This window comes from Micromonospora sp. NPDC005237 (genome assembly GCF_040607775.1).
Taxonomy (GTDB): Bacteria; Actinomycetota; Actinomycetes; order Mycobacteriales; family Micromonosporaceae; genus Micromonospora.
In genome coordinates, this window is the sequence record NZ_JBEXHJ010000010.1 from 33,711 (window position 1) to 55,286 (window position 21,576).

At 71.6% G+C, this 21,576-nt stretch carries 24 protein-coding genes and 1 pseudogene; 14 read left to right on the forward strand and 11 right to left on the reverse strand.

What is annotated here, in order from left to right; translation table 11 throughout:
• The first annotated feature begins 103 nt into the window (after positions 1–103).
• Positions 104–940 carry a hypothetical protein gene (locus ABZT87_RS25985; protein WP_355138797.1) on the forward strand — a complete coding sequence of 279 codons (837 nt, stop codon included), beginning with the start codon at positions 104–106 and terminating at the stop codon, positions 938–940.
• Between the two features lie 126 nt (positions 941–1,066).
• Here ABZT87_RS25985 and ABZT87_RS25990 read toward each other — a convergent pair whose 3' ends face one another.
• Complete coding sequence (locus ABZT87_RS25990) at positions 1,067–1,657, reverse strand: DinB family protein (RefSeq protein WP_355138799.1); 591 nt, start codon at positions 1,655–1,657, stop codon at positions 1,067–1,069.
• A complete protein-coding gene (locus ABZT87_RS25995) occupies positions 1,650–2,489 on the reverse strand; it encodes an alpha/beta hydrolase (protein WP_355138801.1) in 840 nt (279 codons plus the stop codon). Before ABZT87_RS25995 ends, ABZT87_RS25990 begins: the two co-directional genes overlap by 8 nt.
• A gap of 281 nt (positions 2,490–2,770) precedes the next feature.
• On the opposite strand from ABZT87_RS25995, the gene zwf reads away from it, so the two are divergent.
• The 3 genes from zwf (at position 2,771) to ABZT87_RS26010 (ending at position 5,814) form a co-directional block, all read left to right on the forward strand.
• Positions 2,771–4,150 (forward strand): glucose-6-phosphate dehydrogenase, encoded by a 1,380-nt coding sequence (zwf, locus tag ABZT87_RS26000; protein ID WP_354855297.1) that lies wholly within the window; start codon positions 2,771–2,773, stop codon positions 4,148–4,150.
• 129 nt (positions 4,151–4,279) lie between these two features.
• A complete protein-coding gene (locus tag ABZT87_RS26005) occupies positions 4,280–5,692 on the forward strand; it encodes an OFA family MFS transporter (protein WP_355068068.1) in 1,413 nt (470 codons plus the stop codon).
• Positions 5,689–5,814: a hypothetical protein gene (locus ABZT87_RS26010; RefSeq protein ID WP_255473694.1), complete on the forward strand. Its 126-nt coding sequence runs from the start codon at positions 5,689–5,691 to the stop codon at positions 5,812–5,814. Before ABZT87_RS26005 ends, ABZT87_RS26010 begins: the two co-directional genes overlap by 4 nt.
• A gap of 30 nt (positions 5,815–5,844) precedes the next feature.
• Here ABZT87_RS26010 and ABZT87_RS26015 read toward each other — a convergent pair whose 3' ends face one another.
• Positions 5,845–6,576 carry an SDR family oxidoreductase gene (locus tag ABZT87_RS26015; RefSeq protein ID WP_355068067.1) on the reverse strand — a complete coding sequence of 244 codons (732 nt, stop codon included), beginning with the start codon at positions 6,574–6,576 and terminating at the stop codon, positions 5,845–5,847.
• A gap of 78 nt (positions 6,577–6,654) precedes the next feature.
• Here ABZT87_RS26015 and ABZT87_RS26020 point away from each other — a divergent pair, with 78 nt between their 5' ends.
• The 3 genes from ABZT87_RS26020 to ABZT87_RS26030 all read left to right on the forward strand — a co-directional run bounded on the left by ABZT87_RS26020 (position 6,655) and on the right by ABZT87_RS26030 (position 8,756).
• Positions 6,655–7,488: a patatin-like phospholipase family protein gene (locus tag ABZT87_RS26020; RefSeq protein WP_355138803.1), complete on the forward strand. Its 834-nt coding sequence runs from the start codon at positions 6,655–6,657 to the stop codon at positions 7,486–7,488.
• Between the two features lie 45 nt (positions 7,489–7,533).
• Positions 7,534–7,995 carry a peroxiredoxin gene (locus ABZT87_RS26025; RefSeq protein WP_355138805.1) on the forward strand — a complete coding sequence of 154 codons (462 nt, stop codon included), beginning with the start codon at positions 7,534–7,536 and terminating at the stop codon, positions 7,993–7,995.
• 74 nt (positions 7,996–8,069) lie between these two features.
• Entirely contained in the window at positions 8,070–8,756 is a 687-nt protein-coding gene (locus ABZT87_RS26030) for a hypothetical protein (RefSeq protein ID WP_355138807.1), read from the forward strand.
• Positions 8,757–8,833: 77 nt separating this feature from the next.
• Here ABZT87_RS26030 and ABZT87_RS26035 read toward each other — a convergent pair whose 3' ends face one another.
• Positions 8,834–9,286, reverse strand: a complete 453-nt coding sequence (locus ABZT87_RS26035; protein WP_355068061.1) for a MarR family winged helix-turn-helix transcriptional regulator — start codon at positions 9,284–9,286, stop codon at positions 8,834–8,836.
• 96 nt (positions 9,287–9,382) lie between these two features.
• Here ABZT87_RS26035 and ABZT87_RS26040 point away from each other — a divergent pair, with 96 nt between their 5' ends.
• Positions 9,383–9,814 (forward strand): hypothetical protein, encoded by a 432-nt coding sequence (locus ABZT87_RS26040; RefSeq protein WP_355138809.1) that lies wholly within the window; start codon positions 9,383–9,385, stop codon positions 9,812–9,814.
• Between the two features lie 12 nt (positions 9,815–9,826).
• Here the strand turns inward: ABZT87_RS26040 and ABZT87_RS26045 are convergent, their stop codons facing one another.
• From ABZT87_RS26045 to ABZT87_RS26065, 5 genes are all read right to left on the reverse strand, one after another.
• Positions 9,827–10,201, reverse strand: coding sequence for a hypothetical protein (locus ABZT87_RS26045; protein ID WP_354855289.1), 375 nt, complete (start codon positions 10,199–10,201; stop codon positions 9,827–9,829).
• An 81-nt stretch (positions 10,202–10,282) separates the two neighbouring features.
• Positions 10,283–11,476: a GNAT family N-acetyltransferase gene (locus ABZT87_RS26050; RefSeq protein ID WP_355138811.1), complete on the reverse strand. Its 1,194-nt coding sequence runs from the start codon at positions 11,474–11,476 to the stop codon at positions 10,283–10,285.
• Positions 11,477–11,588: 112 nt separating this feature from the next.
• On the reverse strand, positions 11,589–12,419 hold the full coding sequence (locus ABZT87_RS26055) for an arginase family protein (RefSeq protein WP_355138813.1): 831 nt from the start codon (positions 12,417–12,419) through the stop codon (positions 11,589–11,591).
• Positions 12,420–12,478: 59 nt separating this feature from the next.
• Complete coding sequence (cydB, locus tag ABZT87_RS26060; RefSeq protein ID WP_355138815.1) at positions 12,479–13,477, reverse strand: cytochrome d ubiquinol oxidase subunit II; 999 nt, start codon at positions 13,475–13,477, stop codon at positions 12,479–12,481.
• Positions 13,478–13,492: 15 nt separating this feature from the next.
• Positions 13,493–14,908, reverse strand: a complete 1,416-nt coding sequence (locus tag ABZT87_RS26065) for a cytochrome ubiquinol oxidase subunit I (RefSeq protein ID WP_355138817.1) — start codon at positions 14,906–14,908, stop codon at positions 13,493–13,495.
• A 165-nt stretch (positions 14,909–15,073) separates the two neighbouring features.
• Here ABZT87_RS26065 and ABZT87_RS26070 point away from each other — a divergent pair, with 165 nt between their 5' ends.
• The 6 genes from ABZT87_RS26070 (at position 15,074) to ABZT87_RS26095 (ending at position 20,610) form a co-directional block, all read left to right on the forward strand.
• On the forward strand, positions 15,074–15,838 hold the full coding sequence (locus tag ABZT87_RS26070) for a lysophospholipid acyltransferase family protein (protein ID WP_355138819.1): 765 nt from the start codon (positions 15,074–15,076) through the stop codon (positions 15,836–15,838).
• Between the two features lie 213 nt (positions 15,839–16,051).
• Positions 16,052–16,645 (forward strand): hypothetical protein, encoded by a 594-nt coding sequence (locus ABZT87_RS26075; protein ID WP_355138821.1) that lies wholly within the window; start codon positions 16,052–16,054, stop codon positions 16,643–16,645.
• A gap of 100 nt (positions 16,646–16,745) precedes the next feature.
• Complete coding sequence (locus tag ABZT87_RS26080) at positions 16,746–17,588, forward strand: SDR family NAD(P)-dependent oxidoreductase (RefSeq protein ID WP_355138823.1); 843 nt, start codon at positions 16,746–16,748, stop codon at positions 17,586–17,588.
• 72 nt (positions 17,589–17,660) lie between these two features.
• On the forward strand, positions 17,661–18,428 hold the full coding sequence (locus tag ABZT87_RS26085; RefSeq protein ID WP_355138825.1) for a glycerophosphodiester phosphodiesterase: 768 nt from the start codon (positions 17,661–17,663) through the stop codon (positions 18,426–18,428).
• Positions 18,429–18,445: 17 nt separating this feature from the next.
• Positions 18,446–19,837 carry an MFS transporter gene (locus ABZT87_RS26090; protein ID WP_355138827.1) on the forward strand — a complete coding sequence of 464 codons (1,392 nt, stop codon included), beginning with the start codon at positions 18,446–18,448 and terminating at the stop codon, positions 19,835–19,837.
• Positions 19,838–20,001: 164 nt separating this feature from the next.
• A complete protein-coding gene (locus ABZT87_RS26095; RefSeq protein ID WP_244295995.1) occupies positions 20,002–20,610 on the forward strand; it encodes a thymidine kinase in 609 nt (202 codons plus the stop codon).
• A 48-nt stretch (positions 20,611–20,658) separates the two neighbouring features.
• Here the strand turns inward: ABZT87_RS26095 and ABZT87_RS26100 are convergent.
• Together ABZT87_RS26100 and ABZT87_RS26105 are read right to left on the reverse strand one after the other, a co-directional pair.
• Positions 20,659–21,084, reverse strand: a pseudogene (locus ABZT87_RS26100) (low temperature requirement protein A); the annotation flags it as partial.
• Positions 21,085–21,145: 61 nt separating this feature from the next.
• Positions 21,146–21,556, reverse strand: coding sequence for a hypothetical protein (locus tag ABZT87_RS26105; protein ID WP_354855320.1), 411 nt, complete (start codon positions 21,554–21,556; stop codon positions 21,146–21,148).
• Positions 21,557–21,576 lie beyond the last annotated feature (20 nt).

The window sequence follows — 21,576 nt, forward strand, 5'->3', positions numbered from 1 at the left end:
TTATCGAAGGGGTTTGGGCGGCACCCGGGAGTCGACCGGGTGGGCTAGCGTGTCGTCGATCTACTGGGGAGATTCCCAGCATCCTTCGGGGAAAGAAGCACACGTGTCACTGTGGAAGAAGACCGCGGTGGTGACGCTCTCGGCGATCACCGCACTCAGCGCCTCAGCCTGCGGCGTGGCGTCCGGCTCGTCCGAGGCGCCGAAGCAGCCCAGCGTCCTTGAGCTGCTCGCCAGCGACCTCAAGGGATCGCTGCAGAAGACGATGGACGTCACCGACAAGAGCGACTCGGTGACGATGACGATGACGGGCACGGTCGGCGGCGAGAAGATCTCCATGCAGGGTGTCATGGACCTGGGTGACCCGGTCAAGGCCGAGATGACGACGGCGGACCCGGACGGCGACACGACGACCATCCGGTTGATCGGCACCGTGTTCTACGTCGAGGTGCCGACGAAGGACCGCGCGAGCATGGGCGGTAAGCGCTGGATGAAGATGGACATGATCAGCATCGGCCAGCAGGCGGGGATGGACTTCAGCAAGCAGTTCGAGGACATTGACCCGACCAAGCAGGTCAAGACGCTGCTCGCCGCCGAGGGCGTGACGGTCATCGGTGCGGAGACGGTGAACGGGGCGCGTACCGTCCACTACACCGTCACCACTCCGGTGGCGACGCAACTGGCTCAGGTGGACGCCAAGCTGCGGGCCGGTGTCGAGAAGCAGTTCGCCGCGGCGGGCGTCAAGGAGATCAAGGTCGACCTCTGGGTCGACGAGCAGTACCGGCCGCGCCGTGCGGGCACCGTCATGGGCGCGATGGGCGACATGGTGGTCGACTACACCGACTACGGCAAGGCGGTGACCATCGAGACGCCGCCGCCGGCGGAGACCAGCGACTTCGCCGAGATGCTGCAGGGGTTGAAGAACCTGGGTGCCGGCAGCTGACCGCAGCCGCGAGAGTGCCCGGTCGGCGAGGGTTCTCGTCGGCCGGGCACTGCCCGTTTCCGCGTCGCCTCTCCCCCAGCCCGGATCGGCCATGATCGCCTGTGCGGGGGTGCCGTGCGCGGTCGGTCACTCGAAGTGGTCGGCCAGCTTCTGCAGTTTGCTGACGTACGCCGGCCAGTCGTACCCGTCGGGGATGCTGGTGCCGTCCTGGTGCCAGCCGATTCCGCCGTCGTGCTGCTCGCGCATGATGTCCGCCTGCCCGGCGTGCCGGGCGAGGTCGCCGGTCACGTGCATGATGATCCGGTCCAGGGTCACGTCCTGGTGCCCTGGCCGCCACCAGGGCACCTGCCCGGGCGCGTCGAGCGGCAGTTGGTCGATCGTCTCGTCCGCGAACAGCGCGACCCGGCGGTACAGGTCGATCAGGCCGTTCTTCGTCTCGTCCTCGCGCGCGTACCAGTCGGCCTGCGGGTCGTCGTCGAATGCCGGCAGGGGAACCAGTTCCTCGGGCGTCGGGAACTGCCGGCCGAAGGTGGGCCCGAAGTAGCCGGCTTCGACGTTGAGGCAGTGTTTGACGATGCCGAGCAGGTTGTTGCCGGTCACGGTGCGGGGTGTTCTGGCCTCGCGTTCGCTCAGACCGTCGAGCTTCCAGATGAGGTCGTCGCGCGTCCGCCGCAGGTAGTGGTGCAGCGCGGCTTTCGTATCGCTCAGGTCAGCCATGCCGGCCATTGTCGCGCAGGCGCTGCGCCGTCGTGTGCCGTGGCATGGGTGAGGTCAGCGTCCGGTGTAGCCAGTCCTGGGTGAGCGCGCGCAGCAGTGCTGGTTGTTCGAAGGGCAGGTAGTGCCCGGCGGCGTCGATCGTGGTGAAGGTGCCTCGGGGGTAGCGGCGCATGGCGTGGAACTGGTCGGTGTAGCCGACGATGCCGTCCTGGCGGCCGGTGAGGACGCTGACGGGGCCGTCGTAGGGGGTGTCGGTGGCCTCGTCGGGTAGCGCGTACCCGGGGTCGGTGCGCAGTTTCTGGAGGAAGGTGTCGTCGCCGGGGCCGCCGGCGTGCAGGGCGGCGAGCACGGTGGCGACGACGGCCGGGGTGCGGTGGCCGAGCGCGGTGTCGAGGTGGGTGCGCAGTTCGGTGGGGGCGTTGTCGAGCCAGCCGGCGGGTCCCGGGGGTGGGCGGTGGTCGGGCAGGGTGCGGCTGGCCGGTGCGATGGTGATTCCGGGGCAGACGAGGAGCAGGCCGCGGACCAGGTCGGGGCGTTGGCGGGCGATGCCGGCGGCGAGGTAGGCGCCGTAGGAGGCGCCGGCGATCAGGACCGGTGCGTCGACGTGGTGGTCGAGCCATGCGCAGACGGTGTCCAGCAGGGCCTGGGAGGTGGGTGGGCAGGTGGCGGGGCTGTCGCCGTGGCCGGGCAGGTCCAGGTATGTCTCGCGCAGGTCGGCGCCGGCGAGGGCGGGGCTGAAGGCGGTGGCCGTGGCGGTGCGGGTCATGCCGAACATCGGCAGGCACACCACCTCGGGGTCGGCTGCGGCGGATCGGTCGACTGCCAGGTTCATTCTGGGGTCCTCCCCTGTCGCGCGGAGCGTTGCTGCCCGTCTTCGGTCGTGGCGGATACGCGGGAGGGGGTGGAGCGTCGGGGTTGGCGGGCCTTAGGATGATCGAGATTCGTCGATCAGGGTTGGGTGTCGCCCGCGTCACACTCTGATCGGTGGACTTCTCAGGGTGTGCGCCGTCGCTGTCGCCGACCTCACGTGTGTCGTTGCCGGGGAATTCCTCCTGTGGGCTCGCGGTTGTCCGTTCGGAAGATCAGGTTTCCACATGATCGGATGGAAGTGCCATGCACGTGCGCTCAGACGCGGTAGTGCTGTTCGGCGTGACAGGTGATCTCGTTTCGAAGAAGCTGTTTCCGGCGCTGTACGAGTTGACCCGACGTGGTCGGCTCGATGTCCCGGTGATCGGGGTGGCCCGCTCCCCCTGGGACGATCAGCAGTTGATTGCGACCGCCCGCAAGTCGGTGGCCGAGGCGAGTGACGAGGTGGACGACGAGGCGTTCGACGCCCTGGCGGGCAACCTGTCGATGATCTCGGGCGACTACGCGGACCCGGTGACGTACGAGCGGCTGGCGGAGCGTCTGCGCGACGCCGAGCGTCCGGTCTTCTATCTGGCGATTCCGCCGATGGTGTTCGGTGCGGTCGTGCGGGGGCTGGCGGCGGTCGGGCTGGCCGATCGTGGTCGGGTGATCGTGGAGAAGCCGTTCGGGCGTGACCTGGCGTCGTCCGCGGAGTTGGATCGGACGTTGCGGGGGGCCTTCGATCCGACGCGGGTGTTCCGGATCGACCACTACCTGGGCAAGGAGGCCGTGGAGAGTCTGTACGCGTTCCGGTTCGCCAATCGGCTGTTCGAGCCGTTGTGGAACAGCGAGCACATCGACAACGTGCAGGTCACTCTGGCCGAGGGTTTTGGCACGCAGGGTCGTGCCGGGTTCTATGACACCGTGGGCGCGACCCGTGACGTGTTGCAGAACCACATTCTCCAGGTGGTCGCGTTGATCGCGATGGACGCGCCGGCGGGTGACGACATGGACGCGTTTCGTGAGGCGGAGGCCGCGGTTCTGCGGCAGATCGAGGCGTTGTCGCCGGAGTTGACGGTGCGGGGGCAGTACGCGGGCTACCGCGACGAGCCGGGTGTCGCGCCGGATTCGAACACGGAGACGTTCGTGGCGACCCGGTTGACTGTCGACTCTCCCCGCTGGGCGGGTGTGCCGTTCTATCTGCGGACGGGCAAGTCCCTGGCGGGGACGGCGACCGAGGTGGTGGTCGAGTTCAAGCAGCCGCAGCGTGCGTTGATCCCTGCCGCGGGTGGGGCGGCGGCGCCGGCGAATCTGCTGCGGTTCCGGCTGGGTCGTGGGGACGGCATCACGATGTCGATTCAGGCGAAGAGCCCGGGTGCGGAGGTGGCGAGCCGTCCGGTGGACCTGTCGGTGGACTTCGGGGCGGCGCTGGGTCGCCGTCAGGAGGCGTACGAGCGGTTGCTCGACGATGCGATGGACGGGCAGCATCTGCGGTTCGCGCGGGCGGAGACGATTCGGCAGGAGTGGCGCATCGTCGAGCCGATCCTGGATCTGGCGACCCCGGTGCGGCCGTACGACAGGGGTAGTTGGGGTCCGGCGGAGGCCGACGCGTTGGCCGGCGGCTGGCACGTGCCCGACCTGGGGTAGCCGGCGGGGATGGGCTGAGTGACCGCTCAGCTCACCGGAGGGACCGTCCGGCGACGGTGAGGTTTGCCGCGGGCGTGGGGTGTGGGCATGTGGGGGTGTCTCACGTCCTCTTCGGAGAGGAAGCAGCGCATGCTTTCCGCACTCGATCGTCGGCACACCGTCGCGCCGCCCGGCTACAGCCGGTGGCTCATTCCCCCGGCGGCGTTGGCCATCCATCTCTGCATCGGCCAGGTTTACGCCACAAGCGTCTACAAGAACTCGTTGATCGCCCACTTCGACACCGGTCAGACCGCGATCGGGGTGATCTTCAGCATCGCGATCGTGATGCTGGGGTTGTCCGCGGCGGTGGCGGGGACGTGGGTGGAGGCGAACGGGCCGCGTAAGGCCATGTTCGTCTCGGCCTGTTTCTGGGCGACGGGCTTCCTGGTCGGGTCGCTGGGCATCGCCACGAAGCAGCTGTGGCTGCTGTACCTGGGCTACGGCCTGCTCGGCGGCATCGGTCTGGGCATCGGGTACATCTCCCCCGTCTCGACGCTGATCAAGTGGTTCCCGGACCGGCCGGGTCTGGCCACCGGTCTGGCGATCATGGGGTTCGGTGGTGGCGCGATGGTGGCCTCTCCCCTGTCGCGTCAGCTCCTGTCGTTCTACGACCCCGGTTACGACCCGTCCAACGCGGGCTCGACGGCGTCGGGCAGCGCGCTGGTGTGGCTGTTCGTGACGCTCGGCCTGGGCTACTTCGTGATCATGATGTTCGGGGTGGCGAACGTGCGGGTGCCGGCCGACGGGTGGCGTCCGGCCGGCTTCGACCCGGCGGCGGTGGCGGCGAAGCCGCTGGTGACCACGGCGAACGTGTCGGCGGCCAACGCGGTGAAGACCCGCTCGTTCTGGCTGCTGTGGGTGGTGCTGTTCTGCAACGTCACGGCCGGGATCGGCATCCTGGAGCAGGCCAGCCCGATGATTCAGGACTTCTTCCGGGAAAACGGGACGTCGGCGGTGTCGGTGGCGGCGGCCGGCGGGTTCGTGGGTCTGCTGTCGCTGTTCAACATGGCGGGCCGGTTCGTCTGGTCGTCGACGTCGGACGTGATCGGCCGCAAGCCGATCTACCTGGTGTACCTGGGTGTGGGCATGGTGCTGTACGCGCTGCTGGCCGTGTTCGGGCAGACGGCGACGGCGCTGTTCGTGCTGTTCGCGTGCGTGATCCTGTCGTTCTACGGCGGTGGGTTCGCGACCGTGCCGGCGTACCTGCGGGACCTGTTCGGGACGTACCAGGTGGGTGCGATCCACGGGCGGCTGCTGACCGCCTGGTCGGCGGCGGGGATCGCGGGGCCGCTGATCGTGAACGGGTTCCTCGACGCGCAGGGCAAGCCGGGCACGTTGACGGCGGCGGCGTACCGGCCGGCGCTGTTCACGATGGTGGGTGTCCTCGCGGTGGGCTTCGTGGCGAACCTGCTGGTGCGGCCGGTGCCGCAGCGCTACCACGAACCAGCGGCGGAGCAGGGCGTGGACGACGACACGACGGTCGAGAGGAGTGGTACGCGATGAGTGACGACGGTCGGCACGGGCAGCAGGCCCGGTTGTGGATTTCCTGGCTGGTGGTGGCGGTGCTGCTCGGCTACGGGGTCGTGCAGACGGTGATCACGGCGGCGAAGCTGTTCACTCACTGAGCGGTGAGCCGGGGCGCGCGGCGCCCCGGCTCACAGGCCGCCGGAGACGCGCAGGACGGTGCCGGTGGCGTAGGAGGCGTCCGGGCTGAGCAGCCAGGCGATGGCGGCGGCGACCTCGTCGGGTTCGCCGGCGCGGCCCAACGGGATGCGGCCGGCGGCGCGGTCGGCGCGGTCGGGTACGCCGGAGTCGGCGTGGATGTCGGTGCGCACGATGCCGGGGGCGACGCCGTTGACCCGGATGCCGCGCGGGGCGAGTTCCTTGGCCAGGCCCACGGTGAGGGTGTCGGTGGCGGCCTTCACGGCGGCGTAGTGCACGTACTCCCCCGGGCTGCCGAGGGTCGCGGCGGCCGAGGACACGTTGACGATGGCGCCGCCGTCGGTGAGGCGGCGGGCGGCCTGTTGCGCGCTGAGGACGTACCCGATGAGGTTGATGTCGACGACCCGGCGCAGGTCGTCGACGCGCAGCTCGGTGAACGGGCCGATGGGGCTGGTGACGCCGGCGTTGTTGACCAGCCCGGTGAGCGGGCCGAGCTGGGCGGCGGCGTCGAACAGGGCGGCGACCTGGTCGGGGTCGGTGGTGTCGGCGCGTACCGCGATGGCCTGCGCGCCGGCGGCGTGCAGGTCGGCCAGGACGGTCTCGGCGGCGGCGTGGTCGCGGCGGTAGCACAGGGCGAGGTGGTGCCCGGCGGCGGCGAGTCGGCGGGCGGTGGCCGCGCCGATGCCGCGACCGCCGCCGGTGATGACGGTGACGGGTGGTGCCACGATGCCCCCGGGGCTGTCGGGTCGAGTGAGCCGACGCTACCGTGACCGGCGCGGGTCGATCGTCGAGAGGAGGGTCACATGCGGCGGGCGTTGGTGCTCGGCGGTGGCGGGGTGACCGGGGTGGCGTGGGAGTTGGGCCTGCTGGCCGGGTTGGCCGAGCGGGGTGCGGCCCTCACCGAGGCCGATCTGGTGGTGGGCACGTCGGCGGGTTCGGTGGTCGGCGCGCAGGTGCGCTCAGGGGTGCCGCTGCGGCGGTTGTACGAGGAGCAGTTGGCCCCGCCGACGGGTGAGCTGGCGGCGCGGCTGGGCTTTCTGGCGGTGGCACGGCTGGTGTGGGCAGGTGGTCGTACGCGGGACGCGGTGCGGTCGAGGGCGCGTATCGGGGCGATGGCGGTGGCGGCGCGTACCCCGTCGGAGGCGTCGCGGCGGGCGGTGATCGAGGCGCGGTTGCCGGCGCGGGAGTGGCCGGCGCGGCGGCTGCTGGTGACAGCGGTCGACGCGGCGTCGGGTGAGTTCGTGGTGTTCGACGGCGCTGACGGGGTGTCGTTGGTGGACGCGGTGGGCGCGAGCTGCGCGGTGCCCGGGGTGTGGCCGCCGGTGACGATCGGGGCGCGTCGTTTCGTCGACGGTGGGATGCGCTCGTCGGTGAACGCGGATCTGGCGGCGGGCGCGCAGCGGGTGCTGGTCCTCGCGCCGACGTCGGCGGCGTTCGGGCCGATGCCACGGTTGGCGGCGCAGGTGGCCGAGCTGCGGGCGGCCGGGTCGCAGGTGGTGGTGGTGACGCCGGACGCGGGGGCGCGTACGGCGATCGGCCGCAACGTGCTGGACCCGGCGCGGCGGGCCGGCGCGGCGCGGGCCGGGTGGGCGCAGGCGGCGACGGTGGCCGACGAGGTGATGGCGCTCTGGGTGTGATCGCTTACGCTCACCGCGCGTTCGATCGGACAACGGAGGTGCGCGGTGGCGGGTGTGGGTGTCGGCGATGTGGTGCAGGACTTCGAGCTGCCGGATGAGACGGGCACGCCGCGGCGGCTGTCGGAGTTCCTGGCGACCGGGCCGGTGGTGCTGTTCTTCTACCCGGCGGCGATGACCCGGGGGTGCACGGCGGAGAGCTGTCACTTCCGGGACCTGGGCGCGGAGTTCACGGCGTTGGGCGCGTCGCGGGTGGGCATCAGCCGTGATCCGGTGGCGAAGCAGGCGGAGTTCTCGACGCTGCACGGTTTCGATTATCCGTTGCTGTCGGATGCCGACGGGACGGTGGCGCAGGCGTTCGGGGTCAAGCGGCGGGTGCCGCTGGGGCCGCTGAGCACGAAGCGGATGACGTTCGTCATCGCCGCCGACCGGCGGGTCATCGAGGTGATCCACAGTGAGGTCAGCATGAACGACCACGCGGACCGGGCGCTGCGGGCGCTGGGCGGCTGAACCCCCTTGCGGCGGCTGTCGCAGCCGACTGGTATCAAGACAGCAATCAAACAGGTGTACGGAAGAGGGTTGTGATGGATGCCGGCCAGGGTTTGTCCACTGACGAGGTGCAGAGCATCCGGGAGGCGTTGGCGGCCGGTCGTAAGCCGCGGGTGGTGTTCACCGCGTCGGCGGGGCAGATCGCCGGTCAGGTCGGCCAGGTGGTCGAGCTGACCGATCCCGAGGTGTCCGACGAGTTCGTGGTGGTGCGTTTCGGCCGCGACGAGTTGCCGTTCTCCCCCGCCGACCTGGCGGTGGCGCCCAAGGGCGCGGGTCGTCGGGTGGCGGAGCCGAAACCGGAGCCCGAGCCGGAGCCGGCGGCGGCGCCCGCGCCGGAGTTCGTGTTGGACACGCCGCGGGTGCCCGCGCCGCGACAGGAGGAGCCGAAGGTGGAGCAGACCGAGAAGGCCACGCCGGCCCGGCGGGTGGTCAAGGCCGCCAAGCCGAAGAGCCCCGCCGGTCTCACGGTCACCCTGGCGTACGCCGACGGCGAGTGGACCGTCGCCGCGCAGCAGGGCAGCAAGGCCCTCGCGAAGCCGTACGTGGTGAAGCCGGCCGAGGCGTTGAAGATGGTGGCGCTTGTCGACGTGCCCGGTGTGCAGGAGGCGGTGGAGCAGATCCTGGGCACCGAGCGGGCCGAGGCCGAGCAGCAGGCGGAGAAGCTGCGCGCGGAGCTGGCCGAGATCGAGGCCCGGCTGGCGGAGCTGCGCGAGGCCCGCTGAGCGCTGCGCGCGTCGGGTTTTCGCTGGTCGCGGCGGGTCTGCCCCGGTGGGGTGGGCCCGCCGTGGCGGTGTCGGCGTCAGTGGCCGCTGTGGTGCTCGAGCAGTCGGGTGAGCAGGCGGGTCAGCTGGTCGCGTTCGGCGCTCGACAGGGGTGCGAGCAGGTCGTCCTGCACGCGGGCGACGGTGTCGGCCATCCGGTGGGCCTCGTCGGCGCCGGCCTCGGTGAGGCTGATGACGTTGCGGCGACGGTCGGCCGGGTCGGGGGCGCGTACCACGAGTCCCCGACCGGTCAGGTCGTTGACGGCGGCCACGACGTCGCTACGGTCGATGGCGCAGCGACGTCCCAGGTCGGCCTGGCTCGCGGGTCCGCTCTCGGCCAGTGCGGCGAGCAGCCGGTAGTGGTAGCCGCGCAGGTCGTGCGCGGCGAAGCCGGCGCTGATGAGTCGTCCGGCGTGGGTGGCGGCCTGGTTGAGCAGCCAGCTCGGGGTGGTCCGCAGCCCGGCGGGTGACTGCGGGGCGGTGGCGTCCATGGCGGCAGCCTAACAGTAATCGTTGGCGTGACCCACAAACCGTGTTACGTTGGTTCCACCAACGTTGGTGAAGCCAACGTTTCTGAAGGAGGCATCGTGTCCACTCTCAACGGTCAGGTCATCGGTCAGGCCCACTTCGCCACCCGGGCCCTGCTCGAACGCGCCGTCGCGCCCCTGGGCGTCGACTTCGGCCAGGTCCTCACCCTCAACGCCCTCGCCGCCGGCCCCGTCGCCCGCACGCGTCTCGTGCAGCGCATCACCAGCACCCGCAAGGTCGACGAGTCGGCCGTGCACGAGATGATCACCGGCCTCGTCGCCGCCGGGCTGGCGCGGCTCGACGACACCGCCGAGCCGCAGGTACGGCTCACCGACGCCGGCCACGCCACCCAGGCCCACATCGCCGACGCCGTCGAGGGCATCACCGCCCGGCTGTACGGAGACATCCCGCCCGCCGAGGCCGACGCGGCCGCCCGCGTCCTCTCGCTCATCACCGAGCGGGCCAACAACGAACTGGCGGGCGTCGCCTGAACCGACAGGGGCTCAGGTGAGTCGGTTCGTGGCCGCCCGGATCTTCAGCCAGGACGGGTCGGTCGCGGAGGTTTCACTGACCGCGTTCAGGTCGCCCGACTGCCAGACCCGCGTCCCGTCGGTGAGGTCAAGTTGGTCCATGTCGACAACCGACGCCTCGGCGGTGCCGGCGGAGGGTGTCCGCTCGAACCGTTCATAGCCGATGTCCTCGACGTAGACGGCCGAACCCACGCCGAGGGCTCCGCACTCCCGCAGATGTCCGTCCCCGTACTCCCAGATCCGGATCGCCGGACGGTCGTCGTCCCAAGCCGCCACCAACGGAAGGCGCGGATGGGACAGCAGCCGCTGCACCGTCGCTCCAGACCGGACACGAGCCAGGATTTCCACCGGCACACCTTAATGGCGAGGCGGACGGCCACCCGTCCCCGCCGGGGACGGTCCTTGCCCGAGCGCACGCCGCACGGGCCGTCAGAAGTAGTCGAGCAGTTGTGCCGGGCCGCCGGCGCCCAACAGGTCCAGGGCGGACGGGTCCGCGTCACCGGCACAGTCCAGCAGGCCGGCCTGCGCGACCGAGCGGGCGCGGGCCGCCCCGGCGTAGAGCAGCGCGAAACCGCGCACGTCCAGGCGCAGGTCCGCCTCGCCGCTGATCCGGGTCAACTCGGCGGCGCCGTCGGCGACAGCCAACCGCCAGGCGCCGGTGTTCCAGTCGGCGAGCGGATCGGTGAGGTGGAAGTCGACGGCGCCCCGGGCGTGCACGGGCCAGCCACGCCCGCTCACCGCCCGGGCCACGTCCACCGGCCGGTGCATCCACAGGTCCCGCGCGTGGTCGCGAGCCGCCTCCAGCGGCAGGTGGGCGCTGACGGCGTCGCCGTCGAGCGGGCACAGCCGCAGCGTCGGCGCGACGCTGGCCCAACTGCCCAGCACACCGACGAGTTCCCGGGCCGCGTCGGCGGTGACGGCCAGCACCTCGTCGACGGTGAGCACCGAATCGGCGCCGTAGCCGCGGCCCCGCTGCCAGGTGGCGTAGCCGACCAGGTCGCCGTCGGCCTCGACGAGGGTGAGACCGTCGCCGGGCAGGTCTCCCTTGGCGTTGAAGTGGTCGAACAGCGCGCCCTGGCGGGTGAGCATGCCGTTGCGGTGGCGGGAGACCCGCTCGTACAGGTCGGCGACGGCGTCCAGGTCGGCGGGCGTGCCGGCCCGTACGCTCAGGTGCGCGGCGGGCCGGCGCCGGGGCAGCGCGACGGTGCTCAGGTCGACGGTGCGCAGCACACCGGCGGCCTCCCAGCCGCAGGAGCGGTAGGGGGCGGCGACGGTCGGGTACAGGGCGCTGACCGCCGCGCCGCGCTCGTGGGCGCCGCCCAGCAGAGCGGTGAGCAGGGCACGGGCCACCCCCCGGCCGCGGGACTCGGGTGCGACCGCCACACCGCCAACGTCGGCCGCCGGGACCGCCCGCCCGGACCACCACTGGTCGTGGTGCAGGTCGACGGCCTTGCCGACGAGCCGACCGCTGCCGTCGAACGCGCCGTAGCGGATCATGCCGGGCACCTCGACGCTCGCGTGCGCGGGCCGCTGCGGGTTGGAGCCGAACGCGAACCGCCCCAACTCCCAGGCGGCGTCGAGGTCATCGGTGGTGAGCTCACGAACGTGCACGGCGTCGGGCATCGGCACACCCTAGCGGGCCGGATCCGCGCCGACCGCCGATTTTCTGGCGGGTGCGATGCCGGCTGGCCGGGGCCGCGTGTTCGGTGTCCGAGCCGTGCCCGCGTGGACCGGATCAGGCAAGCGCATCGGTCAGCCCGAGTGCGTCCAGCACCTCGATGAGCGCCTGCCGGTCGTGCGCGAGCTGCGGAACGTACTCGGTGATTCCCACTCCGACCACCTCGTGGTGGGCGCGCAGCGCGGTCAGCGACCGCGCCAGCGCGGCGGCTGTCACGCCACCGGGGGTGGGGACGGCCACGGCCGGCAACGCGGACGGGTCCAGCACGTCCAGGTCGAGGTGCACGTACACCGCGGCGCCGGGCGGGGGCAGCGCGGCCAGCCGGGTCGGCTGCGCGCCCAGCGTCGGGGCGTCCAGGACCGTCAGGTCGTGCCGGTGCACGTACCCGACCTCGGCGGGGTCGAGATCCCGGACCCCCACCAGGGCGACCTGCCCCGGCGAGAGGCAGCGGGGCGCCGGCAGCACGCCCTGCGCGTCGTCGTCGAGCAGCAGCCGCAGGGGCATGCCGTGCGCGGTTGCGCTCGGCGAGCTCGCGGGCGTGTTGAGGTCGCCGTGCGCGTCGATCCACAGCACGAACAGCCGTTGCGCGTACCGACCCGCGAGGTGGGCCACCGACGCGACCTCGACCGCGCAGTCCCCACCCAGGGTCAGCAGCCGCCGCGGACGGTGCCGCGCGAGCACGTCACGATGCGCGCGGTACGCGTCGACAACCGCAGCCCGGTGCCGGACACCGCCCTCGCGCTCCGATCCGCCGGCCGGGACCGGCACCGTGACCCGCCGCGTCCCCGGCACGGTGAGGGCAGCCAGCGCGGCCGGGCCCTCGCGCACCCGGAGGTCATCCGCGCCCTGCCACATCGGCACCAGTACGTCGAGATCCCGGCTCCACATGGCGACGAGCTTTCCAGCGGCCTCTCACTCCTGGGCACCATGCGACCCCGCCCCGCCGGTCAGTGCTGCGGGATGTTGGCCACGCCGATGCGCTTGCGGAACACCCAGTACGTCCACCCCTGGTAGGCAAGCACCACCGGCGTGAAGATCACCGCCACCCACGTCATGATCTTCAGGGTGTACGGGGTGGAGGCGGCGTTGGTGGCCGTCAGCGTGCCGGCCGCGTCCAGGGTGGAGGGCAGCACGTTCGGGAACAGCGCCGCGAACAGGGTCGCCACGGCCAGGCCGATCGCCACGGCGGTGCCGGTGAACGCCCAGCCCTCCCGGCGTACCCGAGCGGCGGCCACGCCACCGAGCAGGGCGAGGGCCGCGCCGACGGCGAGCACGACGGCGGCCGCGCTGGAGCGGATGCTCAACGTCCAGGTCAGGAACCCGACCGCGAGCACGGCGGCGCCGACACCCAGGCGCACCGCGAGGGCGCCCGCGCGCTCGCGGATGTCGCCGGTGGTCTTCAGGGCGAGGAACACCGCGCCGTGGGTGAGGAACAGCGCGAGGGTGGTCGCGCCTCCGAGCAGGGCGTACGGGTTGAGCAGGTCGAGCAGGCCGCCGACGTACTCGTGGTCGGCGTCCAGCGGCACGCCGCGCAGGATGTTGGCGAAGGCGACGCCCCACAGGATCGCCGGCAGCAGCGAGCCGACCACGATCGCGGCGTCCCAGCGGCGTTTCCAGGACGCCTCGGGACGCTTGTGCCGGTACTCGAAGGCCACCCCGCGGGCGATCAGGGCCAGCAGGATCAGCAGCAACGGCAGGTAGAACCCGGAGAACAGGGTGGCGTACCACTCGGGGAACGCGGCGAACATGGCGCCACCGGCGGTGATCAGCCAGACCTCGTTGCCGTCCCAGACCGGGCCGATGGTGTTGATCAGGACGCGGCGTTCCCGGTCGTCGCGGCCGAGCACGGGCAGCAGCATGCCGACGCCGAAGTCGAAGCCCTCCAGGATGAAGTAGCCGGTGAACAGCACGGCGACGAGGAGAAACCAGATGGTGGTCAGGTCCACGATGGGCTCCGGGGATCAGTAGGCGAAGGCGAGCGGGCGCTCGGCGTCGTCAGGGGTGTCGTCGATGGGGTGCTCGTCGTTGACGTCGGGCACGCCGGCCTTGGCGTAGCGCAGCAGCAGCTTGACCTCGATCACGGCGAGGGTGGCGTAGATCAGCGTGAAGGCGGTGAACGAGGTGAGCACCTCGGCCAGCGAGACGCTGCGGGACACGCCGTTGCGGGTGAGCATCTCGCCGAAGACGATCCACGGCTGGCGACCCATCTCGGTGAAGATCCAGCCGAAGGAGTTGGCCAGCAGCGGCAGCACCGGCATGGCCAGCCCGGCGCGCAGCAGCCACTTGCTGCGCGGGGTGCGGCCCTTGCGCTGGCTCCAGAGGACCAGCAGGGCGATCGCGGCGGCCGCCATCCCGAAGGCGATCATGAAACGGAAGCTCCAGTAGGTGACCGGGATGATCGGGGTGTAGCTGCCCGCGCCGTACTGGGTGGCGTACTGGGCCTGCAGGTCGTTGATGCCGTGCACGGTGCCGTGCGGGTCACCGGTGCCCAGGTACGACAGCAGGTACGGGATCTTGAGGGCGAACACCTCGCGGCTGCCGTCGAGGCTGCCGATGGTGAGCACGGAGAACGAGGCGGGGCTCTCGGTGGTGTAGAGGCCCTCGGCGGCGGCCATCTTCATCGGCTGCACGTCGGTCATGATCTTGCCCTGGATGTCACCGGTGAACAGCACGGCAGCGGAGGCGACCAGGACCACCCAGGAGCCGAACCTGGTGGCGAAGCGGTACGCGCCGGCGTCGGCGGAGTCGCGGTTACGGATCACGTGGTACAGGCCGACGGCCACGACCAGCGACCCGGCGACCAGGAACGAGCCGGCCAGGGTGTGCGGGAAGGTGATCAGGGCGACCTTGTTGGTCAGCACGGCCGGGAAGTCGGTCAGCTCGGCACGCCCGCTGTCCGGGTTGATCCGGAAGCCGACCGGGTTCTGCATGAACGAGTTCGCCGCGAGGATGAAGTACGCGGACAGGTTGGTGCCGATCGCGGCGGCCCAGATGCTGGCCAGGTGCGCCCGCTTGGGCAGCCGGTCCCAGCCGAAGATCCACAGGCCGATGAAGGTGGATTCGAGGAAGAACGCGACGAGCGCCTCGATGGCCAGGGGCGCGCCGAAGATGTCGCCGACGAAGCGGGAGTAGTCGCTCCAGTTCATGCCGAACTGGAACTCCTGCACGATGCCGGTGACCACGCCCATGGCGAAGTTGATCAGGAAGAGCTTGCCGTAGAACTTGGTGAGCTTGAGGTAGCGCTCGTTGCCGGTGCGGTGCCACATCGTCTGCAGGATGGCCACCAGCACGGACAGGCCGATGGTCAGCGGCACGAAGAGAAAGTGGTAGACGGTCGTGACACCGAACTGCCACCGGGCGACGTCCAACGCGTCCACCTGTTACCCCCAGCTATGCGTACTACGAGACGTAGTAAATACTACTGCTCGTCGTAGAGAATGCGGCAGGGCCGGGCGGCCCGAACCGGCCCGGGACCAATGACCCTGATCACTCGGGCCACTCGCCCTCGCGGCCCCGCCACTTCATGCGAGGATGGCGCGCTGATGAACACGACGACCTGGCAGCCACCACTGATCTGGCGTGCGGCCCTCGTGCTGGCCCGCGTCCTGGTCGGTCTGCTCGCCCGCCTCGAGGTCACCGGCGACGTCCCCGCGCACCTGCGCCGCGGCCCGCTCGTGCTGGCCGCCAACCACATCAGCCCGTTCGACCCCGCGGTGATGATCGCCGCCTGCCAGACCCGCGGCATCGCCCCGCGGATCATGGCGACCGCCGGGCTGTTCCGCGCCCCGGTGCTCGGAGCCGCCATGCGCCACGCCGGACACATCCGGGTCGACCGGGGCACCAGCGCCGTGCACCGGGCCCTCGACGACGCCGCCACCGCCGTCGCGGCGGGCTCGGTGATCCTCATCTACCCCGAGGGACGCATCGGCCTGGACCCCGGCATGTGGCCCGAACGCGGCAAGACCGGCGTGGCCCGACTCGCCCTGGCCTGCGGCGCCCCCGTCATCCCGGTCGCCCAGTGGGGCGCGCACGAGGTGCTGCCCTACCGGGCGCCGAAGGGGATGCTGCGCGGCATCGCCCGCGCGCTGTGGCGCCGCCCGGTGATCCGGGTGCACTTCGGGCCGCCCGTCGACCTGGGCGAGGCGAACGCCGCCAACCCCGGCGCCGCCCGCCGGGCCACCGGCCGGATCATCGACGCGCTCACCGACACCCTCGCCCCGCTGCGCCCCGACGAACCCGACCTGCCCCGACACGTCGACCCCGGCCGCCCCACCGACCCCAGCCGCGCCCACCGCCGGTCGAGCTAGCGGCCGCCGCCGACGCCGAGGTCGACCCGGCTTTCGGCAAACCGGGGCTTGCCGTGCCTCGGACGCCCCGCCTTCAAGGAAACCGAGTCGATCACCGCCGGCGTCCGTTCCTTGGCCGAGGGAGCAGGCTGGCTCGGTGGAGGGATGAGGTCGCCTCGGCCCGCGCTGATGCTGGAACGTGTCAACCGAGCAACCGACCGAGGAGGAATGGTCATGTCTGGTTCACGTGTGGCGGCGTTGGTGGTGGTGGCGGCCGTGGTGGTCGCGGCATCGCCCGCGGCGGCATGGGCTCAGCAGCCCGAGACGAGGTCCGCCGCGGCGACCCGGTGGTCGACGGTCACCGGGCTGGGGCATTTCGTGTACGACGAACCCAACATGGTGGGGCACCGGATCTGGTTCGGCGTCTCGGCGTTCTCGACCGCCGACGGATCGACGTACGGCCAGTTCCTCTACCGGCACGAACGGGCGGACGGCACCCTGGCCGAGCAGGGACGGGCCGACGTGACCTGTCTGCGGGTCACCGGAAACGTCGCCCTGTTGACCGCGATCGTGCCCGAGGGCGAAGGCGCGGTACGGAACCACGGCTACTACGTGAAGATCATCGACGGCGGGAGGCTGCCGGATGTGATCGTCGACGCGCAGGCGCAGAACGGGGACGAGCCGCCACCCACGCACTGCCTCGACCCCGAGACCGACCTGCCCCCGGGCAACCCCCAGCGGCCCCGGTACCCGATCCTCGCCGGCGGATACGCGGTGCATGGCGCTGAGCCGAGCCGAACGGGCACCGGACACCAGTCCCGGCCGTAACATGCGGTGACGTTCACCGCGGGTTGGGTGCGTACGGGGGCGGCCGGCGGGGACCGGCTTCCGTTCGCGCCAGCCGCCCTGGCACGAAGGGCAGGAGATCATGAGCGAGCAGACCGTGCTGATCACCGGCACGTCCTCCGGCATCGGCCTGGAGATCGCGCTCGGCTGCGCCCGCGCCGGCTGGCGGACGGTGGCCACCATGCGCGACCTCGGCCGCGCCGAGCGGCTGCGCGCCGCCGCCGACACCGCGGGCGTCGCCGACCTGATCGACGTACGCCGCCTCGACGTCACCGACCCCGACTCGGTGAGCGCCTGCGTCGACGAGGTGGTCGACACCTACGGCCGGCTCGACGCGGTCGTCAACAACGCCGGCGCCGGGCACGTCGGCACCCTGGAAGTCGACAGCGTCGACGACGTCCGGGCCGTCATGGAGGTCAACTTCTTCGGCGTGCTGCACGTCAGCCGCGCCGCCCTGGCCCACCTGCGGGCCAGCCGGGGCCGCCTGATCACCGTCTCCAGCGTCGGCGGGATCGTCGGGCAGCCGTTCAACGAGGCGTACTGCGCGGCGAAATTCGCCGTCGAGGGGTACATGGAATCGCTCGCCCCGCTCGCCGCGACCACCGGGGTGCGGGTCACCGTCGTCGAGCCGGGCGCGGTGGCCAGCGAGTTCGTCTCCAGCATCGGCATCGATCCCGACGCCGCCAGCGACGCCGCCGGGGTGTACGGGCCGGCTCTGCGCGCGTACCTGGCCCGCACCGGGCAGGCGTTCGCCGCCGCGCAGTCCTCCGCCGACGCCGCGGCGGTCGTGGTGGCGACGCTGATGGACCCGACGCCGCCGGTGCGGGTGCAGACCTCCGACGGGGCCCGGCAGTTCGCCGCCGTCAAGCTCGCCGACCTCGACGGCGCCGCGGTGGCCCGGCTGACCGGCGGCTGGCTGGCCTGACCCTCGCCGCCGGGCGACGAATGTTGCCGGCAGGCCACCGGGGGTCCACCAGCGGCAGGCATACTGCGTCCCGTGCTGAACCGATTCGGCTACCTGGACGCGCCCGCGCCGCTGGCGTTCGCCCACCGTGGCGGCGCGGCCGACGGCGACGAGAACACCACCGAGGCGTTCGCCCGGGCCATCGGGCTCGGCTACCGGTACGTGGAGACCGACGTGCACGCCACCGCCGACGGCGTCGCGGTGATCTTCCACGACCCGACGCTCGCGCGGCTCACCGGCGAGGCGGGACGCATCGCCGAGATGAGCTGGGCCGACCTCGCCTCGGTACGCGTCGGCGGCGCCGCCGTCGTACCCCGGCTCGACGAGGTGCTCAGCGCCTGGCCGCAGGTCCGATTCAACATCGACGTGAAGGCCGACGGCGGCGTCGCGCCGACGGTCGCGACCGTGACCCGGGTCGGCGCCGCCGACCGGGTGCTGCTCGCCTCGTTCAGCGACGCCCGACTGACCCGGCTGCGGGCGCTGACCGAGGGACGCGTCGCCACCAGCCTCGGCATGCGCGGGGTGGCCCGGCTGCGGCTCGCCTCGCTGCACGGGCGCCCGCTGCGGCTGCCGCCGTCGGTGGTCGCCGCGCAGGTGCCGCCGCGCTACGGGCGGGTGCCGGTGGTGGACCGCCGGTTCCTCGACTACTGCCACCGACTCGGCCTGCAGGTGCACGTCTGGACGATCGACGAACCCGCCCAGATGCACGAGTTACTGGATCGTGGCGTGGATGGCATCATGACCGATCACGTCGGCGTGCTGCGCGACGTCTACCGCAGCCGCGGCCACTGGGCCGCCTGAGCGTCGAAGGACCCCCGATGGCCGAGACCGTGACCCCCACGGTGGACGACACCCCGCCTCCGGCGAGCACTCGCCGGGAGCGGCGCGGCTGGTACATCTACGACTGGGCCAACTCGGCGTTCCAGACCACGGTGATCACCGTGTTCCTGGGACCGTTCATCACCACCGTCGCCGAGCTGGCCGCCGGCTGCGAGCTGGGCGCCGACACCTGCGACGGGTACGTGCACCCGCTGGGCATCCGGGTGGCGGCCGGGTCCTACTACCCGTACCTGATCTCGCTGTCGGTGTTCCTCACCGTGTTCGTGCTGCCCGTCATCGGGGCGATCGCCGACCGGTCGGCGCACAAGAAGCGGCTGCTCGGCGGGGCCGCGTTCACCGGCGCCGGCGCGACCATCGCGATGGCCTTCGTCACCGGCGACCGCTACCTGCTCGGCGGGGCGCTGTTCCTGGTCGCCAACATCTCCTTCGGCGCGGCCATCGTCGTCTACAACTCGTTCCTGCCGCAGCTCGGCGGCCCCGACGAACGCGACGGTATCTCCAGCCGCGGCTGGGCGCTGGGCTACCTCGGCGGTGGCCTGCTGCTGGCGCTCAACCTGGTCGCGGTCACCCTGCTCAGCGAGGACGACAACCCGCAGCGCACCCTGGACCTGGCCCGCTGGTCGATCGTGTCGGCCGGGGTGTGGTGGGCGGCGTTCACGCTGGTGCCGCTGCGCTGGCTGCGCGAACGCCCCAGCGCGGCGGCCCTCGCGGCGCGCGGCAACGTGCTCACCGACGGGTTCCGGCAGCTCGGCCGCACCCTGCGCGAGGTCAAGGCGTACCCGCTGACGTTGTTCTTCCTGCTCGCGTTCCTGGTCTACAACGACGGCATCCAGACCGTCATCACCCTGGCCAGCCAGTACGGCACCGAGGAGCTGCGCCTGGAGCAGAGCACCCTGATCATCACCATCCTGCTGGTGCAGTTCCTCGCCTTCGGCGGGGCGTTGAGCCTCGGCGCGCTGGCCCGGCGCATCGGCGCGTGGAAGACCGTGCTGCTCAGCCTGGTGCTGTGGACCGGTGTGATCCTCGGCGCGTTCCGGCTGCCCGCCGAGGCGCCGGTGCCGTTCATGATCCTCGGCGCGGCCATCGGTCTGGTCCTCGGCGGCAGCCAGGCGCTGAGCCGTTCCCTGTTCAGCCAGCTCATCCCGGCCGGCAAGGAGGGCGAGTACTACGGCTTCTACGAGATCAGCGACAAGGGCACCAGCTGGCTCGGCCCGCTCGCGTTCGGCCTCGTGTTCCAACTCACCGCCTCCTACCGCGTGGGCCTGGTCTCACTGCTGATCTTCTTCGTGGTCGGGTTCCTGCTCCTGGCCGCCGTGCCGATCCGTCGGGCCATCGTCGCCGCCGGCAACACGCCACCCCGGGTGCTCTGAGCACGCATCCCGCACCCGACGGATCAGGGGCGGTCGATCGGCTAGGCTGCCCGACCGTGACCGACGACGACGCTGCCGCCCCGACCTGCCTGGCCCACCCGTTCCCTGGCCAGCCGCACGCTCCGGCGGGGTGCGCGGCGGCGCGTGGCCTCGACGGGCGTCCGGTGCACGCCGCGGCGTTGAAGTTCTTCTGGGGGCCGATGGACTGCGGCAAGTCCACCATGGCGTTGCAGATGAACTACAACCACGCCCGGCAGGGTCGCCGTGGGCTGGTCACCACCCGCATCGACAGGTCGCTGGGCCCCCAGGTCACCACCCGCATCGGCCTGGCCCACGAGGCCATCGAGGTCACCGACGACCTGGACCTGCGGGCGTTGGTGCGCGGCCGCTGGGCCGACGGGGTCCGCGTCGACTACCTGATCTGCGACGAGGCCTGCTTCTACACAGTCGAACACGTCGAGCAGATGGCCGAGCTGGTCGACAGCTACGACGTGGACGTGTTCGCGTTCGGCCTCGCCACCGACTTCCGGTCCTGCCTGTTCCCCGCCGCGCAGCGCCTGTTCGAGCTGGCCGACGAGGTGGCCCGCATCCAGGTCGAGGTGCTCTGCTGGTGCGGCCGGGAGGGGCTGCTCAACGCCCGCGTCGTCGACGGCCGGGTGGTGCGCGAGGGCGCGCAGGTCGTCATCGGCGACACCGTCGACACCGCCGACGTGCGCTACCAGGTGCTCTGCCGCCGGCACTACCGCAGCGGCGACCTCGGCCCCCGCGACTGAGGCCCCCAGGAACGCCCCCGACGTCACCAGGTCCACGTGCGACGTGAGGGTGCTGCCGGTGACCAGGATCGACTCGCCGAGCGCGATCAGGACGAACGCCGCGCTGCGTTCGGCCAGGTGCCCACCCTCCACCATCCACCGCTCGGGGCGGCTGCGCTCCCGACCCGGCAGCGGGTAGCCGATCGACAGGCCAACCACCTCCAGCTCGATCACCGCCGCCCACACCACCTCCCGGGCCGGCGTGTCCACCAGGCCGCCGACCACCACGAGCACCGACGTGGCGCCGATCCACGGCAGCGACTTCTGAAACCCGTCGACCAGCCACGGACTGCCCTGCGTCGCCCACAACGCGAACATGGTCCGGCCCACCTGCACGCCCGCGTAGACCACCGCGAAGAGCAGGCCGGTCCCGGCGAACGCCTGCGGGATCGCCGCCGACAACAGCAGGCTGCCCAGCGTCACCCCGATCAGCATCGCCCGCACCGGGCCCTGATCCGGTTGCAGCCAGTTGGTCACCAGGTCGACGGCCGGCGGCTCAGAACGGGTCACCGCACACCCGCCAGTCGCCGTTCTCACGGACCACCGGCAGGCGGCGTTCCTCACTGATGCCGCCGTCGCGGGTCAAGCGCACCGTCACCGTGCCACGGGGACGCCCGCCCTTGGTGGCCACCGACACGTCGGTGATCTCGTAGTCGGTCACCATCGGTGGCGTCCGCACCCAGCTGGTGAACCCGATCGCGCTCCACCGGGTACGCGCGTCCGCGCACAGCCGCTCGTACGCCTGGTCGCTGTCGCCGAGGGCCACCTCGCTGAGGAAACCGTCGGCGGTCTCCCGGATCGGGCCGGATGCCTGCCGCACCGTCTGCAGGTTCCACGCCCCCAGCCCGGCCACCCCGACGCAGCACAGCGCCATGCCGAACCCGGCGAAGGCCAGCCCGGTGCGCATCGGGCGGTGCCGCCGGGCCG

What these genes read in the sequence shown, in the direction of transcription:
- ABZT87_RS26010 (WP_255473694.1), top strand. Translation starts at nt 5,689, where the DNA reads ATGAGTGACGACGGTCGGCACGGGCAGCAGGCCCGGTTGTGGATTTCC.
- ABZT87_RS25995 (WP_355138801.1), bottom strand. Translation starts at nt 2,489, where the DNA reads ATGAACCTGGCAGTCGACCGATCCGCCGCAGCCGACCCCGAGGTGGTG.
- ABZT87_RS26090 (WP_355138827.1), top strand. Translation starts at nt 18,446, where the DNA reads ATGGCCGAGACCGTGACCCCCACGGTGGACGACACCCCGCCTCCGGCG.
- ABZT87_RS26075 (WP_355138821.1), top strand. Translation starts at nt 16,052, where the DNA reads ATGTCTGGTTCACGTGTGGCGGCGTTGGTGGTGGTGGCGGCCGTGGTG.
- ABZT87_RS26030 (WP_355138807.1), top strand. Translation starts at nt 8,070, where the DNA reads ATGGATGCCGGCCAGGGTTTGTCCACTGACGAGGTGCAGAGCATCCGG.
- ABZT87_RS26055 (WP_355138813.1), bottom strand. Translation starts at nt 12,419, where the DNA reads ATGTGGAGCCGGGATCTCGACGTACTGGTGCCGATGTGGCAGGGCGCG.
- ABZT87_RS26005 (WP_355068068.1), top strand. Translation starts at nt 4,280, where the DNA reads ATGCTTTCCGCACTCGATCGTCGGCACACCGTCGCGCCGCCCGGCTAC.
- ABZT87_RS26105 (WP_354855320.1), bottom strand. Translation starts at nt 21,556, where the DNA reads ATGCGCACCGGGCTGGCCTTCGCCGGGTTCGGCATGGCGCTGTGCTGC.
- ABZT87_RS26050 (WP_355138811.1), bottom strand. Translation starts at nt 11,476, where the DNA reads ATGCCCGACGCCGTGCACGTTCGTGAGCTCACCACCGATGACCTCGAC.
- ABZT87_RS26080 (WP_355138823.1), top strand. Translation starts at nt 16,746, where the DNA reads ATGAGCGAGCAGACCGTGCTGATCACCGGCACGTCCTCCGGCATCGGC.
- ABZT87_RS26070 (WP_355138819.1), top strand. Translation starts at nt 15,074, where the DNA reads ATGAACACGACGACCTGGCAGCCACCACTGATCTGGCGTGCGGCCCTC.
- ABZT87_RS25990 (WP_355138799.1), bottom strand. Translation starts at nt 1,657, where the DNA reads ATGGCTGACCTGAGCGATACGAAAGCCGCGCTGCACCACTACCTGCGG.
- zwf (WP_354855297.1), top strand. Translation starts at nt 2,771, where the DNA reads ATGCACGTGCGCTCAGACGCGGTAGTGCTGTTCGGCGTGACAGGTGAT.
- ABZT87_RS26035 (WP_355068061.1), bottom strand. Translation starts at nt 9,286, where the DNA reads ATGGACGCCACCGCCCCGCAGTCACCCGCCGGGCTGCGGACCACCCCG.
- ABZT87_RS26020 (WP_355138803.1), top strand. Translation starts at nt 6,655, where the DNA reads ATGCGGCGGGCGTTGGTGCTCGGCGGTGGCGGGGTGACCGGGGTGGCG.